Origin of the sequence: Actinotignum schaalii (assembly GCF_028864145.1) — a bacterium.
GTDB classification, from domain to species: domain Bacteria; phylum Actinomycetota; class Actinomycetes; order Actinomycetales; family Actinomycetaceae; genus Actinotignum; species Actinotignum schaalii_B.
Map to the genome: position 1 here is coordinate 65,118 of NZ_JARBHJ010000004.1, position 15,729 is coordinate 80,846.

A 15,729-nucleotide genomic window follows, 5' to 3' on the forward strand; every position below is an offset into this window, starting at 1 on the left:
ACATTTTCAGAAAGTTTCTCAGCTAAGGTAGAGGAGGCACGTGCCCTAATATTTTTCGAGGAGAAAAATGTCTGAACTGACTCAACCACTCGGGGCTTTTACCCGTTCGGTATCCGGTGTTTCAACCTCCGGATCCTCCCTGCGCGATTACTGGGAGGGGCTGTCCGAGCTCACCATGAGCCGGCTGGCCGATAACTGGGAAGCTACCACTAAGAAATACCGGGAGGGTCAGCGCGCCAGCTACTTCTCCGCGGAATTCCTCATGGGGCGCGCACTTCTCAATAATCTCGTCAATCTTGGCCTGGTGGAAGATGCCCGCAAGGCCCTGGAAGATTACGGTCTCAACCTCACCGATGTGCTCGATGAAGAACCCGATGCCGCGCTCGGTAACGGTGGGCTGGGGCGCTTGGCCGCCTGTTTCATGGATTCGTGCGCTACCCTCAATTTCCCCGTGGTCGGCTACGGGATCCTTTACCGCTACGGCCTTTTCAAGCAGAGCTTCGTGGATGGTTTCCAGAAGGAAGAACCGGATCCGTGGATGGAAAACGGTTCACCTTTCGTGGTGCGCCGGGAGGCGGAAGCCAAGCACGTGAAGTTCGCGGATATGGATGTGCGCGCGGTTCCTTATGATATGCCGATCACCGGCTACGGCACCGCGAATGTCAATACGCTGCGCCTGTGGAAGGCGGAGCCCCTGGAAGAATTCGATTACGACGCTTTCAATTCCCAGCGTTTCACCGATGCGATTGTGGAACGCGAGCGCGTGAATGACCTGTGCCGGGTGCTCTACCCGAATGACACCACCTACGAAGGCAAGGTGCTGCGGGTGCGCCAGCAGTACTTCTTCTGCTCGGCTTCCCTCCAGTGCCTGATCGCGGAACATAAGGAAGCGCACGGAGATATTCGTTCCTTCGGGGAGTACAACTCGATCCAGCTGAACGATACTCACCCGGTGCTCGCTATTCCGGAGCTCATGCGCCTGCTCATGGATGAGGAAGGCTTGGGGTGGGAGGATGCCTGGAAGATTGTTTCCCAGACCTTCGCCTACACCAACCACACGGTGCTGGCAGAAGCGCTGGAGACCTGGGAAACCTCGATTTTCACCAAGCTTTTCCCGCGTATTTATGACATCGTGGCGGAAATGGATCGCCGTTTCCGCGCGGAGCTGGCGGAGGCCGGTTTCCACCCGGGCAAGATTGAGTACATGGCGCCGCTGTCCGGCGGGCTGGTTCATATGGCCTGGATCGCGTGCTATGCCTCGTTCTCTATTAACGGGGTGGCCGCGATCCACAGTGAGATCCTCAAGCGCGATACCCTCCACGACTGGTACGACATCTGGCCCGAGCGTTTCAATAACAAGACGAATGGCGTGACGCCGCGCCGCTGGCTGCATAATTGCAATCCGCGCCTGGCCGCGCTGCTCACCGAGGTGCTCGGGGATGATTCCTGGGTCACGGATCTGGATAAGCTAGCCACCATCGAGGAACGCGGGAATGCGGATATTTACCGCCGTCTCATGGAGATCAAGGCGGAAAATAAGCGTGATTTCGCGCGTTGGATTAAGCGCCGTGACGGCATTGATATTCCCACCGATGCTATTTATGACACGATTATTAAGCGCCTGCACGAATACAAGCGCCAGCTCATGAACGCGCTGTACATCCTCGATCTGTACTTCCGGATTAAGGACAATCCCAGCCTGGAGGTTCCGCCGCGGGTCTTCATTTTCGGGGCGAAGGCCGCGCCGGGATACAAGCGCGCCAAGGCGATTATCAAGTTCATCAACGAAGTGGCGAAGCTGGTGAATAACGACGCCGATACTCGCGGGAAGATCACCGTGCTCTTCGTGGAGAACTACAACGTGTCGCCGGCCGAGCATATTATTCCGGCCACCGATATTTCCGAGCAGATCTCCCTGGCCGGGAAGGAAGCTTCGGGTACCGGCAATATGAAGTTCATGATGAACGGCGCGCTGACGCTGGGCACCATGGACGGGGCCACGGTGGAAATCGTGGACGCCGTGGGCGAAGAAAATGCCTATATTTTCGGGGCGCGCGAAGAGGAGCTGCCGGAATTGCGGGCGCACTACAATCCGCGCGAACAGTACGAGACCGTGCCCGGGCTCAAGCGGGTGCTCGACGCCCTGGTGGACGGCACCGTGAGCGACGGCGGGACCGGCGAATTCCACGATCTTCTCGGGTCTTTGCTGGATGGTTCTTCGTGGGAGACCCCGGATGTGTACTACGTGCTCGGCGATTTCGCTGATTACCGGGCCACCCGCGACCGTATGGCCGCGGATTACGCCAAGCAGGAAGAGTGGGGCCGCAAGGCGTGGATCAATATCTGCCGCTCGGGCCGCTTCTCCTCCGACCGCACCATCGCGGACTACGGCCGCGATATTTGGGGCGTGAAGGCAGCGCCGATTAAGTAGCGCGTGCAGCGCGTGTAGCTGCGCGGCTGCGTAAGCTGCGCGCAAAGCAACCCATGCGGGCGGCTATGCAGCTGCGCGAACCGCGGGCAGCGACGCAAAGCGCACGCAAACTAAGCGGGCGGCGGGTGTGTGATTCTGGCACATCCCGCCGCCCGCGTTTATTTTTGTTTCGCGGCCCAGCCTGCCCGCTATCAATGTTCACGCGCAGGCGGCTTCTCATATTTAAGAACGACGACGCCGCGATATTCTCACGGGCCTTACAAACGTCAATAGTCACACCAAACTCAGAATTCACACCAGTCCCCGCGGGTGCGGTGTGTGTTGCCAGGCGCGTAATCGTCACAGGCTTAGCCTGGCCCAGTCCCCGCGGGTGCGGTGTGTGTTGTCCGAGCTGTAGTGCAGATGTCGTACACGCGAAGTACACCGCGGAAAAAGCACCCGCCTCCGGCCGGGGCGGTGAATTGGCGGGCACCAAGCGTGCATCTCAGACAGCGCATCCCGCGTAGTGTGCGTAAGAGACACAAAATCGCCCCGAACCGGTGCTCTCACGCACACTTTGTTTCCGGGCCGGGAATGCCGGGCCGCTGGCAGCTGCCGGCGCTGCGGGCTAGCCTTCGGCTTCGGCGAGGAGGGCGTCGAGAACCGGGCGTTGCAGCCAGGCCGTGAGGTAAAGCGGGACGCTCAGCCCGGCCAGCGCCAATGCCCAGAAGATGGCCAAGCGCGATATCGGCGCATAAAGCCAGGCCAGCGGGAGCGCCACCGCGGCCGCTACGCACGCGGCCGTGCGTAGCGGCCGGGTGATGGCGAGGAGCACCGAGTTACCTAGGTGCTCCAGGAAGGCGTTGGAGAAGAATGCCTGGAGCGTCACCAGCCAGACCAGCACCGCCAGCACAAGCAGGAGGGCCACAATAATGAGGCCGGAGAGGATGCCAGCCATGCGCGGATCCGCGGCGATTGCGGGGTTAGTAGCGAGCACCCCGGCAGAGTCGGCGACCGATTGCCCGGCTAGAGCAGAATCGGCGGCGTGAGCGGCCGCGTCGGTGCTGAGCCCTGCCGCGGGGGCGGCCAGGCCGGGGGCAGCCAGGCCGAAGACCCAGCGGTTTTCCCACCAGGCCAGACCGAGAAGGCCGAGAGTGGGCAGCCACCAGGCCAGCGAGGGCAGCGCAGCGGCCCGGAAGTGCTGCCACCAGAGGCGCCAGGGCCGGGGCGCCTCGCCGCGAAGCAGCTGGGCGCTCACCCGCGCCGAGGCCACCAAACTGGCTCCCCCGCTCACCACCGGGAGCAGCCCGAGCAGCGTCATAATATTGAGCTCCACCAGGATGACGGCGTCGGAAAGTCCGCGCTGGAAAGGTGAGTCAGGATCGAAAATCCGGCGCATACATCTCCTTTAGTTGGTGGCATCCCCGCGCCCGCGAACCGGCCCACGCCCGCAAAGCCCCACGTGGCCGACTTACGGCGCCGCGCTCCCGGTATCGGGTGCGCGGCGCCGCGGCGTCGTCGTACTTCTTAACCCTTGACGGAACCTGCCGCAACGCCTTCCACAATATAGCGCTGCGCAAAGAGGTAGAAAATAATAATCGGAATAATGGCGAGCACCAGCACCGCCATCTGGGCCCCCAGATCCTTATTTCCATTCGAGCCCACCAGGAATTGGATGACCACCGGGACGGTCCGGTAAGCCTCCTCGCGCCCGATCACGAGGTTCGGAAGCAGGAAGTCGTTCCAGATCCACATGGTGTTGAGGATCGCGACCGTGACCGCCGTGGGTTTGAGCATTGGCATGACCACCTGGAAGTAGGTCTTGAAGGGCCCGGCACCGTCAATAGACGCCGCCTCCTCGATCTCGCCGGGAATCGAGCGCACGAAACCCGCGAAAATAAAGACCGAAAGCCCCGCCCCGAAGCCGAGGTAGAGCACCACCAGGCCCCACGGAGAGGACAGCCCCAGTTTGTCCGCGATTTTCACGGTCGGGAACATGACCATCTGGAAAGGCGCCACCATGGAGAACACCAGCAGGTAGTACAGCAGCGACGTCCACCAGCTCCGCACCCGCGCCAGGTAGTAGGCCGTCATCGCGCAGAAGAACACAATCACCAGCACCGAGGCCACCGTCACGAAGAACGACCAGCCCAGGGCCCGCATAAAGCCGGATAGGTTCAGCGCGGTCTGGTAATTATCCATCCCCGCGAAGGTTTCGCCGGCCGGGAGGCTGAAGGGGTCATCCGAGATGAAGAAACGCCCCTTGAAAGAATTCACGAGGATGAAGAGCAGCGGCACCACGTAAATGAGGGAAAGAATCCCGAGGAAGCCCACAGCCGCCCAACGCCCGGGCGTCATGCGCACCCGGTGGCGCGGGGCCTTGAGCTTCGGCTTTGCCACGGGATCAGTACCGCGTGCTCCCGCGCGAGCAGAGTCGCGTACCTCCGTGCGCGTTTTCGCGGGAACGACGGCGCCCTGGGACTCAGCGGCGACAGCGCGTTTTCCAGTTTCGGTACTCACAGGTCCACCTCCTTCGTGCGGGTGGCGCGCAGCTGAATAAGCGCAATCGAGGACACGATGAGGAAGAAGATCACGGCCTTGGCCTGCGATACTCCCTGCTGCCCGACCTGCTCGTACATGCTCTTGACGATATTGAGCGCCGCCATTTCGGTTTCCCGCATGGGGGCGCCGTTCGTGAGCGCCAAGTTTTGATCGTAAATCTTGAAGGTATTCGCCAAGGTCAAGAAGAGGCAGATCGTAATCGAAGGCATCATCATGGGGATGGTGACCGAGCGGAGGGTCCGCCACCGCCCGGCGCCGTCGATCTGCGCGGCTTCGTTGAGTTCGGCGGGCACATTCTGGAATCCGGCGATATAGATAATCATCATGTAGCCGATCATCTGCCAGTTGACCAGCAAGATGAGGCCGATGAAACCATATTTCGAATCATTAACCAGCGTGGTGCCGTAATTGGAGAGGATCGCGTTGAGGAGGGACTGCCAGGTGTAGCCCAGCACGATCCCGCCGATGAGATTCGGCATGAAGAAAATCGTGCGGTAAAAATTCGTGGCGGGTAGCTTCTGCGTGAGCAGATACGCCAGGAAAAACGCGATGATATTAACGCTGATAATGGACACAATTGCCACCGAGGCAGTGAAGATCAACGCCCCGACGTAATTTTGTTGCTCCGTGAAGGCATTGACGTAATTTTGCACGCCCACCCAGGTAGCATCATCCAGCGTGGTGAAATTCGTAAACGAAAGATAAATACCAATAAAGAACGGGGCGAGGAAAGCTATCCCGAACGCCACGTACGTGGGCCCCACGAAAGCGAGCCCGTGTTTTTTCAATGTTCTCATGAGAAACCCCCTGTGACACGCGGGGCCCACCGCGATGGTGAGCCCCGCGCCTCACCTCAGGCAAGGCGGGTGTGGTAGCAGTGGACGCGGGCGCTGGCTGCGTAGCGCACGGCCTGCGCCCGCGCCGCCCCGCTACTTCACCCCGGCGGCTGCCTTCTCAGTATTCCACTGGGTGACGAAGTAGTCCTTCACCTGATCCCAGCTTTCCTTACCGACGGCATACTGGCTCAGGTGCTGCCCCAGCCCGTTCTTGAACTCCATAGAGGGAGCCACCTGGAAGTCCCAGGCAACGTTGTACCTATCGGTATCCTTCATGTACTTGAGGACTTCCTTACCGAGGGGATCGGTGGGCGACAAGCTCGCGTATTCCTTGAAGGGGGCAATGAAGCCGAGGTCCTCCGCGCAGAGCTTAGCGCCGGTGGGATCGTTGAGCATCCAGTTGAGGAAGTCCATCGATGCCTTCTTATCGGCATCCGAGGCCTTGTTATTGATGGTCAGGTAAGCTTCGGTACCTACCGAAATACCGGCCTTTTCTTCGCCCTTGACACCCATGTAAATGGGGAGGAAGTGGATATCTTCCGGCTTCACGGTATTTCCGGATACGCCATCAATCTGAGACCAGGCCCAGTTACCGTTCTGCACGAAAGCCACCTGGCCCAGCGCGAATTCCGCCATGGAATCGGTGACCGCCTTCGCGGTGGTTTGCGAGGGTTCTACCGTGGAATCGGTGAGGTACAGATCGAAGATCTTCTTCATATTATCCAGGTAGGTGCCTTCAATCTGGCCGGTATCCGATACGCCCTTATCGCGCAATTCGTAATGCAGCGCCCAGTTCATGAGGTGGGTCTGCCAGCGCCAATCTTCATTGGGCGAGAGCGAGGTGGCCGCGAAAGCGCCCTTAATGCCAAGTTCATCCTTCTTGGCCTGCATATCATCCGCGACTTCCTTGAGCTTGTCAAAGTTCTTGATTTCATCCACGGACTTAGCCTTGGCACCCGGTAGCGCGAAGTACTTCTGCAAAATAGCATCGTTGTAAATGATGCCGAAGCCTTCCACCGCGTGGGGGACGCCGTAAATCTTGCCGTCATCGCCCTTGAGGGCCATGTCCTTATCCGTCATGGCCTCAATGAAGGGCGCATCGGAAATATCACTGGCGTACTGCTTCCACTTGGCCAGACCGACGGGGCCATCCACCCGGAAAATGGTGGGGCCATCCGCACGCCCGAGCTCATTGGCGAGAGTGGGCTCATACGAGCCGCCGGTCGCGGATACGATCTTGATATCCACCCCGGTTTGCTCGTGGTATTTCTTCGCTAATTCTTGGAAGGCCTGGTCAGATTCAGGCTTGTAATTGAGGTAGTAAACCTTGCCGGCCCCACCGTCACTACCGCCACTATCGGAATTGGATACACAGCCACCCAATCCCGCGATGGCCACCAACCCAGCTGCGGCGAGTGCAACAATTTTCTTCACTGAATGCATCGTTACGTCTCCTATGATCGTCAATGCGAGCAAGAAAGCCGTAGCCGCGACAGCACCGTAGCGCCCGGCTCCCTTACCTGTGTGGTGATACTAGTTTACACCACAGTGTGACTTATCTTGCTTTCTACAGTTCTAATTTAATGTCACCTTCGCGTGTGCGTCCGGTGGTCGTGGCGACGCCGCCCGTTCCGGTGAGCGCACCCGTGTCGGTGGGCACGTCCCTTTTCGGCGACGACGCCGCCACGCGCGCCATCAGCATCACTCCTCGGTATCCGTGCGGAAAGGCACCAGGTAGACCGTGGTATCGGGTGGGAGCACCCCTTCTTCCTCCAAGGATGCGGAGCTGAGGAGCACCGCCCAGCCTTCGGGCAGGGGGAGGGGCTCGGCGAAGGCCGTCATAATCAAGAGGTCCCCGCGGGAAGTGGCGGCGGCGTCGCCCTTCCCAGAACCGCCCTTCCCAGAACCGCCCGCATAATTAATGAGCGCGACGCCGCTTCCGGCATACTCGGGGGCGCGGCGCAATCCGCCCAGGCCCAGGTCGTAGCGGGCACGCAGGTGCAGTAGCTCCGTGTAGTAGGCGAGCGCGGATTCCGGATCGGCCTCCTGGGTATCCACCGCGAAACGGCCCCAATCGGCAGGTTGGGGTAGCCAGCTTTCCCCGTCGGGAGAGAATCCGAAGGCCGGGGCATCCGCGCGCCAAGGAATGGGCACCCGGCAGCCGTCGCGACCCAGCTCCGCGCCACCCGTGCGCGCGAAGGTGGGATCTTCGCGAGATTCGGGCGGCAGCTGGGTGGCTTCGGGCAGTTCGAGCTCTTCGCCCTGGTAGAGATAGTAGGAGCCGGGCAGCGCGGCGGTGAGCGTGTGCCAGGCCCGGGCCCGGCGCGCCCCCAGCGCCGCATCTGGCTGCGGGTCATCGGGGCCGATGCCGCTCGGGCCGTTCCCGCACCAGCCGGTGGTCACGCCCTCCAGTCCCAGGCGCGAGGTGGCGCGCAGGGTGTCGTGATTGGAGAGCACCCAGGTGGTGGGGGCACCCACGGCATCGGTGGCACGCAGCGAGGATTCAATCAGCGCATTAATGCGGTCCGCGCGCCAGGGCGCGGAAAGGTATTCGAAGTTAAAAGCCTGTTGCATTTCATCGCTGCGCACGTAGCGGGCCAGGTCTTCCTCGGTATCCACCCAGGCTTCGGCCACCATCATGCGGTCACGCCCGTATTCGTCCAGGATCGAGCGCCATTCGCGGTAAATCTCGTGGACGGCGGGCTGGTTGGCCATGGGCGCGGGCGGCACGCTTACATCCGGGTTATAACGCACCTCCTCCACCTTGTAGGGCCAGTCCGGGAGGGCCGGGTCTTTGGCCAGGCCGTGGGCCACATCCACCCGCAACCCATCCACGCCGCGATCCATCCAGAAACGAATGGTGTGAGCAAATTCATCATGAATAGCCGGGCCTTCCCAGTTGACATCCGGCTGCGAACGGTCAAACAAATGCAGGTACCAGGTTTCTTCGCGTTCCTGCGGGGTGCCTTTCACCCAGGGAATATCCTTGACCTGAGACCAGGCCGGGCCACCGAAGGAAGAAAGCCAATCGGTGGGCGGCTCGCTCCCATCTTCCCCGCGCCCGGGGTGGAACCAGAAATTATCGCGCTGCGGTGCGCCTGCACCTGCCAGCACCGCTTCCCGGAACAGCTTGTGATCCCAGGAGGTGTGGTTCGGGACGATGTCCACAATGACTTTCATGCCGTGCGCGTGGGCTACCTCAATGAGCCGCTCGGCATCGGCGAGGGTGCCGAAGCGCGGGTCGACGTCGCGATAATCGGCCACGTCGTACCCGGCATCAAATTGCGGGGAAACATAGAAGGGCGAAAGCCACACCGCATCCACCCCGAGCTTCTCCAAATAATCGAATTTTTCGGTGATGCCGGGCAGGGTGCCGAGCGGCCCGCCGCTCGACGCATAGGAACGCGGATAAATCTGGTAAATAACGGCATCGCGCCACCACTGGTCACGCTGCTGGGGCGGGTGGATAACAGTGCCGGGGTGTTGTGCTGTCACGATCAACCTCTTCGTTGCCGGGAACCGGTGCCGGTTAGCACCGCACTTCCAAGCTTACGTGATAGGTACGACGCCGCAGGCAGCTAGGCGAGCACTCCCCCGGCAGCGCTGAGTTTGCGGCGGAATTCTTCCAGGTCCCGAGCCGGGCCGGCCGGTAATTCCCCGCCGCCTGCCGCGGCCTGTGCCGCAGCGGCTTCCAGCGCCGCGATGGCAGCCTGCCAGGCGGTGCGCGCCGCGGTCATATCCCGAGCTTCAGCGTGCAAATCGCCGAGCAGCCCGCGGCAGTGGGCACTAGAGAGCTCCTCGCCCAGTCCCGCGTAGATCGCGGCGGCTGTGCCCATAGCGGGCACGCCCTGCGCGGGCGCGCCGTTTTTGGCATGGGCCACCGCAACGTGATGCCAGGACATGGCGGCCACTTCCCAGGCAGCCCGCTCGGCTTCGGTGGCGGTGGCGTTTGACTCGGGCACACCCGCAGCATCGGCACGCTCGGCAGCCGATGCGGTGCCGGCTGATTCCACGCCAGCCGGCTCCTCGCCGGCGAGCGCCGTGGCGCGTGCCGCTACCTCCGTGAAATGCGCCGCCGCGGCCGGGTAGTCCCCGCTTCCGAGCACCGCGCGAGCCCGCCCGAAAGCACAATCAATCGCATTAAATTCCTGGCCGGGGAGCGCCGCGAAAGCCGCCTCTGCCACCCGGTAATCGCGCGCGGCGGCCGCGAACTGCCCGGCGTCCAAGCGTGCCGCGGCGAGGGTAGCCCGAATAGCCACCCGCCCCAGGTCCACCTCCGGCAGCGCACCCGCGGGTAGCAGCGCCGCTTCCAAAGCCGCGATAGCAGCGGCTAGATCGCCGGCTTCCGCGTAGGAGATCCCGGCGTTATACAGCGCATTGGCCTGCTGGGCCTCATGCCCACCCAAGGCTGCGTACACGCCGGCCGCCTCCCGCATAGCCTGAGCGGCTGCGGCGTCGTTCGCGCCGTCGTGCAAAAAATATCCGTACGTTTCCCAGGCGCGCGCGGCCCGCAAGGACGCCGGCGCCACCCGATACGCCTCCACGGCGCGGCGCGCGAGATCGAGCGGATTCTCCCCCAACTGCCCGGTGGCAAGCGCCGCGAAATACAGGGCATCCGGGTCACTCACCTGCGCAAAAAGCTCAGGCGCGGAACTGCCGGGAAGTCCGCCGCCAGCGCCCCTAGCACCCGCGGCGCGCCGCTCGCTTTCCCGCGCCTCCACGAAACGGGCGCGGGCCTCATCTTCATTGTGGCGCTCGAGGGCGGCGAGCCCGGCGCGCAGCAGCTCGGTAACGGTGGCGTGCATAGACATCGTTGAGATCGATGAGCCGGCCTAGATGGACCGGAGTTTTTGGAGGACTTCGATCTGGAGCTCCTGGGTATTCGGCGCGGTGCGGTAGGCCGAATACGCCTGGTTGTAGGAGATGCGGGCAGCGTCAAAATCGCCGGCTTCCTCGTTGATCTCCCCGATATGCCAGAAGCAATTGCCCATGCTGACCGCGGCGTCGCCGTTTTCCGGGAACTGTTGGAAGAGCGCGATCGCGCGGCCGAGCCGGTCTGCGGCCTCATCCATCTCCCCGATGGCCTTGAGTGAAATCCCGAGCTGGCCGTTGGCGACAGCGCGCTCAAGATAGAGCTCCGGATCCCGCTCGAAGGTATCCGCTGCCTTCCGGTAGAGCTCCGCGGCTTGCTTGAGATTGCCGGCACTGAAAGCCTGCTGGGCATCGTTGAAATAGGCAAGGCCCGCACGCTTGCCCTCGTGCGGATCGCGGGCGGCAGGCTCCGGATACGCGGGAGTGACTGGTGATTGCGTCATGTGCGGGCTTCTTTCTTACTTGTTCAGTTACGTGGGAGCGGCCACCGGCGCGAGGCCGTGGCCTGGACCACTGACTATTCTATTACTTGTGAGCGGAAACACAAACCCGGGGAAGGTATACCTGACACGGGCGCGCGAAGCGTGATGGCGGGGCCCTGCGCCACACGCCGTGCCTAGGCCCAGCGCACACGCGAAAGGCGGGAGACCGGGCGCTTTCACGCTCGGGCTCCCGCCCTATCGCTACACGGTTGCGGATTTACCGCGGTGGATTATTCTCCACGACGACGCAGCACCAGCACCCCACCGGCCAGCAGCGCGAGGACCGCTCCCGCGGCACCCAGCACGCCAGCGCCGGTGCGCGGCAGGCGCGGGCCGGAGCCAGCATTCGCGGGCGAGGCCGGAGTCTCGCTCGACGTGCCACTCGGGCTCAGCGCCGGGGTCGCACTCGGGGTCGACGACGCCGCCGGCCCGTCCGTGCTTGCGCTGGGCTGCGGCGCGGGCACCGTGGCACTCGCCGTGGGAACCGCGGTGCTCGGCACCGGCGTGGTCGGCACCGGCGTGGTCGGTTCCGGAGAGCTCGGCTCGGGTGCCGGCACAGTTGCCGTCGCGGTCGGTTCCGGAGCGCTCGGCTCGGGTTGCGGCGCGGGTGCCGTCGGTGTCGCGCTAGGCGAAGGTTCCGGCTGCACGCGATCCGAGGTTGGCTGCGGTGCGGGCGCCGTGGTCGTGGGTTGCGGGGCCGGCGTGGTCGGTTCCGGAGTTGTCGGCTCGGGTGCCGGCGGGACCAGCGGCTCCGGCGGGACCGGGGGCTGCGGCGGCACGGGCGGGACCGGCGCCACGTAGTGGAAGCCGAAATCGGCATCCAGCACATTGGCGGTGCTCAGGGTGATGTTCCCGGAGCTGGCCTTCGCCTTATCGCCCGAGCCTTCCCGGACATGGGTAGTTTCCCAGGTTCCCTCACGCTTCGGGAGGGTAGCGCGATCGACCACAACCGAGTACGTGCCAGGTTCCAGGCCGCGCACAAGGTACTTACCGCTGGCGTCCGTCGTCGTCGTAATAAATGGTTTCGTATCGCCGGGGCGGAATACCTTCACGGTGACACCCGCCAGGCCCGGCTCACCCGGATCGTCCGCGCCATTGTTATTGACGTCCTCCCAGATGCGATCACCCAGGTCCACGCCCACGGTCAGGCAGGCATTCGCCTGTTTACCCGCGAACTTCTGGCCCTTCGAATCGAGGCGTTCCTTGGCCGGGGTGAGCGCCTCGTTGCAGACCTGCTGGGCGCGCGCGGTTTCATCAACCACCGCGTACAGGTGCAGCACCTCTTCGCTGCCCGGGGCGATCCCGCGTTCGTGAGTGAAGCGCAGGTAGGCATCATCGGTGGCATTCGGGTCCGCGCCCTCCACCGGATCGCCGGTGTGAGGATCGACCACCTCGGTCACCGTGTCATTGATGCGCCAGGTTCCGGTGGCGGCATCGTACCCGCCATTCGTGCTCCAGTAGCCCACGTACGTGACCCCCGTGGGGAGCATATCGGTGATTTCCACGCCGGTGGCGAAGCCGGGGCCTTCGTTCTTCGCGCGCACCACATACTCCACCACGGAGCCGGTGGCCCAACGATCAGTTTCGTTGTTTTTCTCCAAGTCAGCGAGCGCCACGCCCTCGGCCAGGCCGGCGTGCGCGGGATCAGCGGCGGTCTTCTCGCTCAGCACGCTGAGATCAGCGGATTTCGCGTGAATATTTTCCTTGGTGAGGTCAAGGTCGAAGGGCATGGTCAGCCCGACCTTCGCCGGCTCGGTCGTGATGATCGGCGCGCCAGTTTCAGCATTCTTACCGGTGACCGCGTAGCTATTCCAGGCGATACCGCGCGCGGCCGCAGGAGCCGTCACATTGGCGTTGATCGTCCAGGTATCCGCGCGAGTGAGTTTGGCATCATCCGGGAATTCCACCCGGAATGCCCGCACCTGGGAGAAGTCCCCGCCCAGCTGTTCGGCGGTCTTCCATGTGCCCGATTCGCAATTCTCCGGGCCGGATTTAGGCTCACCGCCCAGGGTGATGACCTCACCGCGGCACGGATTCACGGAGGTGGAGTAGAGCACCGAGCTGGGCTGCGGGGTGCCCTCCCCGAAGGTCAGCGGTCCGTTCAGGCGCGGGCGCCAGGTGGATTCGCGTTTATTCTCGGGGGTATTGGCCCCGCTCACACCGTGATCACCCGGGTAGGGCAGCACATCGTACACCACCACACCAGAAGCCCCGGCATTACCGTTATTAAGGAGGTCCAGCTTGAATTCAGCATTGGAGGCCGGCGAAACCGTCCCGTAATTCGGGTTGACCTGGAACTCGGTATCGACGTCGCCCTTCACGTAATTCTTGCCCGCGAGCGCCGGCAAGCCCGCCACGTTGAACTTCGTGGAGGTGGTGCAGCCGCTCGCTTCGGGGCGGTTGAGGCCGTCGAGGTTATCGGTGAGTTTGCGGCTATCGGTGCGCGCCCACCAGTTGCGGATGCACTGGTTCGGGGCGACGGCGGTGCCGAGGTTGGGGCGCTTGGCATCCGCGAGGATCATGTCGTTGGTGTTTTCGCCGGGCTCGGTGGCCGCGGTGATTTTCGCGCCGAAGTAAAGCACCATTTCCGAGGAGTTGGAGCGGCTTTGATCCCCGGTGCTGGGCGGGGCAAAATAATCGCCCGTACCGTCGTCCGGCCAGGTGAAACGCACCAGCTGGCGTTGCTTGCCGTCCACCTTTTTCATCTCGGTTTCCACCCGCATTTTGTCCAGCGGGAGGGAGGCCGGCCAGTTCGCGGAAGTGGTGATCTGCTGCTTGGGATCGTATTCCATGCCCGGGGCAAGCAGATCCATAATCACCGGGTAGAGCTTGGCGCCCTTGCCGGTGTAGAAGCCCAGGCCGAAGGTGTAGGTCTGGCCGGTTTGGAAGAGCTCACCGGGTTTGGTGTCGAGGTTGCCCACCATCTGGCCGCCCAGGTGCGAGGTTTTCGACACCCCGTAGGTGGGATAGCCGTCCACGATCGCGACCTGCGCCGCAGCTTCCCGCGTGGTGATTTTCGCGGGCAGTTCCGGGGTGGGGTTGCCAGCAAAGTCAAGGGATTGCGCGGTGACGACGGCGCGATTTTCCAGCGTGGGGACCTCGTAGTTCGGGGCGTAGCTGTAGGTGGCGCCATCGGGTGCGGTGGTGCCGTTATGCACATCGGCCGGGAAGTCATCGACCACGGTGCCGCGGATTTCCAGCGTGATATCGCCACGTTCACTGTTCATCACGTCCGCATCCAGGGCGATGGAGGTGATCTCCTCTCCTGCCGGAACGGTGAGCGGGAAATCGCGGGTGGTGGTGGGGTCGACGTCGACGCTGAGCTCCTTCCCACCCGTGGTGGTGTAGGTGACCTTGGCGGGAACCTTCTTGAGGAGCGGGCGCACCAGGGCTGCTGTGATATTACGCAGGGCCGGGGTGGCGCAGGCGCCGGGATTCTCCGGGGAAACGTAGCGGCAGGGCAGGTTATCAGCCACGTGCATGCGCAGCGGAACATTCCCGGTATTCGACCACGAGATATTCCACACGGCTTCCCCGCCGCGCTGGGTTACGGCCTTATTGGCTGTTTTGCGGAAATTACCTTCGGCACGCAGGTTTTGCAGCTGGCGGGTCACGGAATCGGTGGCGGTGACGGGCGCGAGCTTGGGATCGAGCGGGGTGCCGGTGGCTTCCACATTGTTGGTGGCGCTGACGCCCTCGGTGAAAGCACCGGTGGGGAAAACAACTGTCACGCGGTAATCGGCGACGGCGCGCACGATGGGCGAGCCGGGAACTACCCAGGTGACGGTGCGGGTGGCCGGATCGTAGGTCCCGCCATCGGTGGCACGCACAAATTCCGCACCCTCAGGCAGGGTGTCAACCAGACGCATTTCGGTCAGGCCCATGAGGCCGGGAACACCGGTGCCCGGGTCCTTAAATTTATTTTCGTTGGTATTGAAGGCACCTTCGTAACCGGCGGTGATGGTGTAGGTGTACTGACCACCGATAGCCGGATGGGATTCGGGTGCGAATTTACGCACCGCGATGCTGGGCTTGGCATGCACCGGCGTGGTGAGTTCTACCGGATCGGCCACCTGGCCGTTAGTTTCCCTGGCTACCTTCGGGCGGATTGCTTCACCTTCGGGCCAGCGCAGGTTCTCGGGGCGTACCTGCACGCGCATGCCACCGGTGGTTCCCACCGGCACGGTGCCCAAATTCCAGGTGTAGGTATCACCCTCACGCACCGGGAGCGCGGCCTGGTCATGGGAAGAATTGGTGGCGCTCACGTGGGTGAGTGGGAGTTTATCGGTATCGGAAACGTAATCAACCAGGCCGGGGATGGTGACACTGAGAGTGGTGTTCTCGCACTGGCCTTGCACGCCGGCGCAAGACCATTGCACGTCATAGCTGGCCAGAGCTCCGGCTTGGACCCCGGCGGCTTTTTGCTCTGCAGGTTCAGCCACCGAGACTTCTAAGCGGGGTAAATAGACAGAAATGGTTGCTAATACCCGGACTTTCCCTTGCTATACCAACAGAAAGTCCGGGTTATTGAGCTTTTCGACCTCAATAACCTTGCATGCTTGACAAA

The 15,729-nt window shown here is 62.7% G+C and carries 9 protein-coding genes; 1 reads left to right on the forward strand and 8 read right to left on the reverse strand.

Annotated elements, in window-relative coordinates; genetic code table 11:
* Nucleotides 1-67 precede the first annotated feature (67 nt).
* Nucleotides 68-2,431: a glycogen/starch/alpha-glucan phosphorylase gene (locus PWJ82_RS01720; RefSeq protein ID WP_274735038.1), complete on the forward strand. Its 2,364-nt coding sequence runs from the start codon at nucleotides 68-70 to the stop codon at nucleotides 2,429-2,431.
* 607 nt (nucleotides 2,432-3,038) lie between these two features.
* On the opposite strand, the gene PWJ82_RS01725 is transcribed toward PWJ82_RS01720, so the two are convergent.
* From PWJ82_RS01725 to PWJ82_RS01760, 8 genes are all read right to left on the reverse strand, one after another.
* Nucleotides 3,039-3,809, reverse strand: coding sequence for a hypothetical protein (locus PWJ82_RS01725; protein ID WP_274735039.1), 771 nt, complete (start codon nucleotides 3,807-3,809; stop codon nucleotides 3,039-3,041).
* A gap of 128 nt (nucleotides 3,810-3,937) precedes the next feature.
* On the reverse strand, nucleotides 3,938-4,768 hold the full coding sequence (locus PWJ82_RS01730) for a carbohydrate ABC transporter permease (protein ID WP_081637306.1): 831 nt from the start codon (nucleotides 4,766-4,768) through the stop codon (nucleotides 3,938-3,940).
* A 158-nt stretch (nucleotides 4,769-4,926) separates the two neighbouring features.
* Nucleotides 4,927-5,769, reverse strand: a complete 843-nt coding sequence (locus PWJ82_RS01735; protein WP_016442187.1) for a carbohydrate ABC transporter permease — start codon at nucleotides 5,767-5,769, stop codon at nucleotides 4,927-4,929.
* Nucleotides 5,770-5,901: 132 nt separating this feature from the next.
* Complete coding sequence (locus PWJ82_RS01740; protein ID WP_274735041.1) at nucleotides 5,902-7,251, reverse strand: ABC transporter substrate-binding protein; 1,350 nt, start codon at nucleotides 7,249-7,251, stop codon at nucleotides 5,902-5,904.
* 258 nt (nucleotides 7,252-7,509) lie between these two features.
* The gene (locus tag PWJ82_RS01745; protein WP_274735043.1) at nucleotides 7,510-9,303 is read right to left on the reverse strand and encodes a glycoside hydrolase family 13 protein; all 1,794 of its coding nucleotides are present in this window, start codon (nucleotides 9,301-9,303) and stop codon (nucleotides 7,510-7,512) included.
* A gap of 83 nt (nucleotides 9,304-9,386) precedes the next feature.
* On the reverse strand, nucleotides 9,387-10,619 hold the full coding sequence (locus PWJ82_RS01750) for a hypothetical protein (RefSeq protein WP_274735044.1): 1,233 nt from the start codon (nucleotides 10,617-10,619) through the stop codon (nucleotides 9,387-9,389).
* A gap of 21 nt (nucleotides 10,620-10,640) precedes the next feature.
* Complete coding sequence (locus tag PWJ82_RS01755; protein ID WP_016442182.1) at nucleotides 10,641-11,123, reverse strand: tetratricopeptide repeat protein; 483 nt, start codon at nucleotides 11,121-11,123, stop codon at nucleotides 10,641-10,643.
* 269 nt (nucleotides 11,124-11,392) lie between these two features.
* Nucleotides 11,393-15,604 (reverse strand): SdrD B-like domain-containing protein, encoded by a 4,212-nt coding sequence (locus PWJ82_RS01760; RefSeq protein ID WP_274735045.1) that lies wholly within the window; start codon nucleotides 15,602-15,604, stop codon nucleotides 11,393-11,395.
* Nucleotides 15,605-15,729 lie beyond the last annotated feature (125 nt).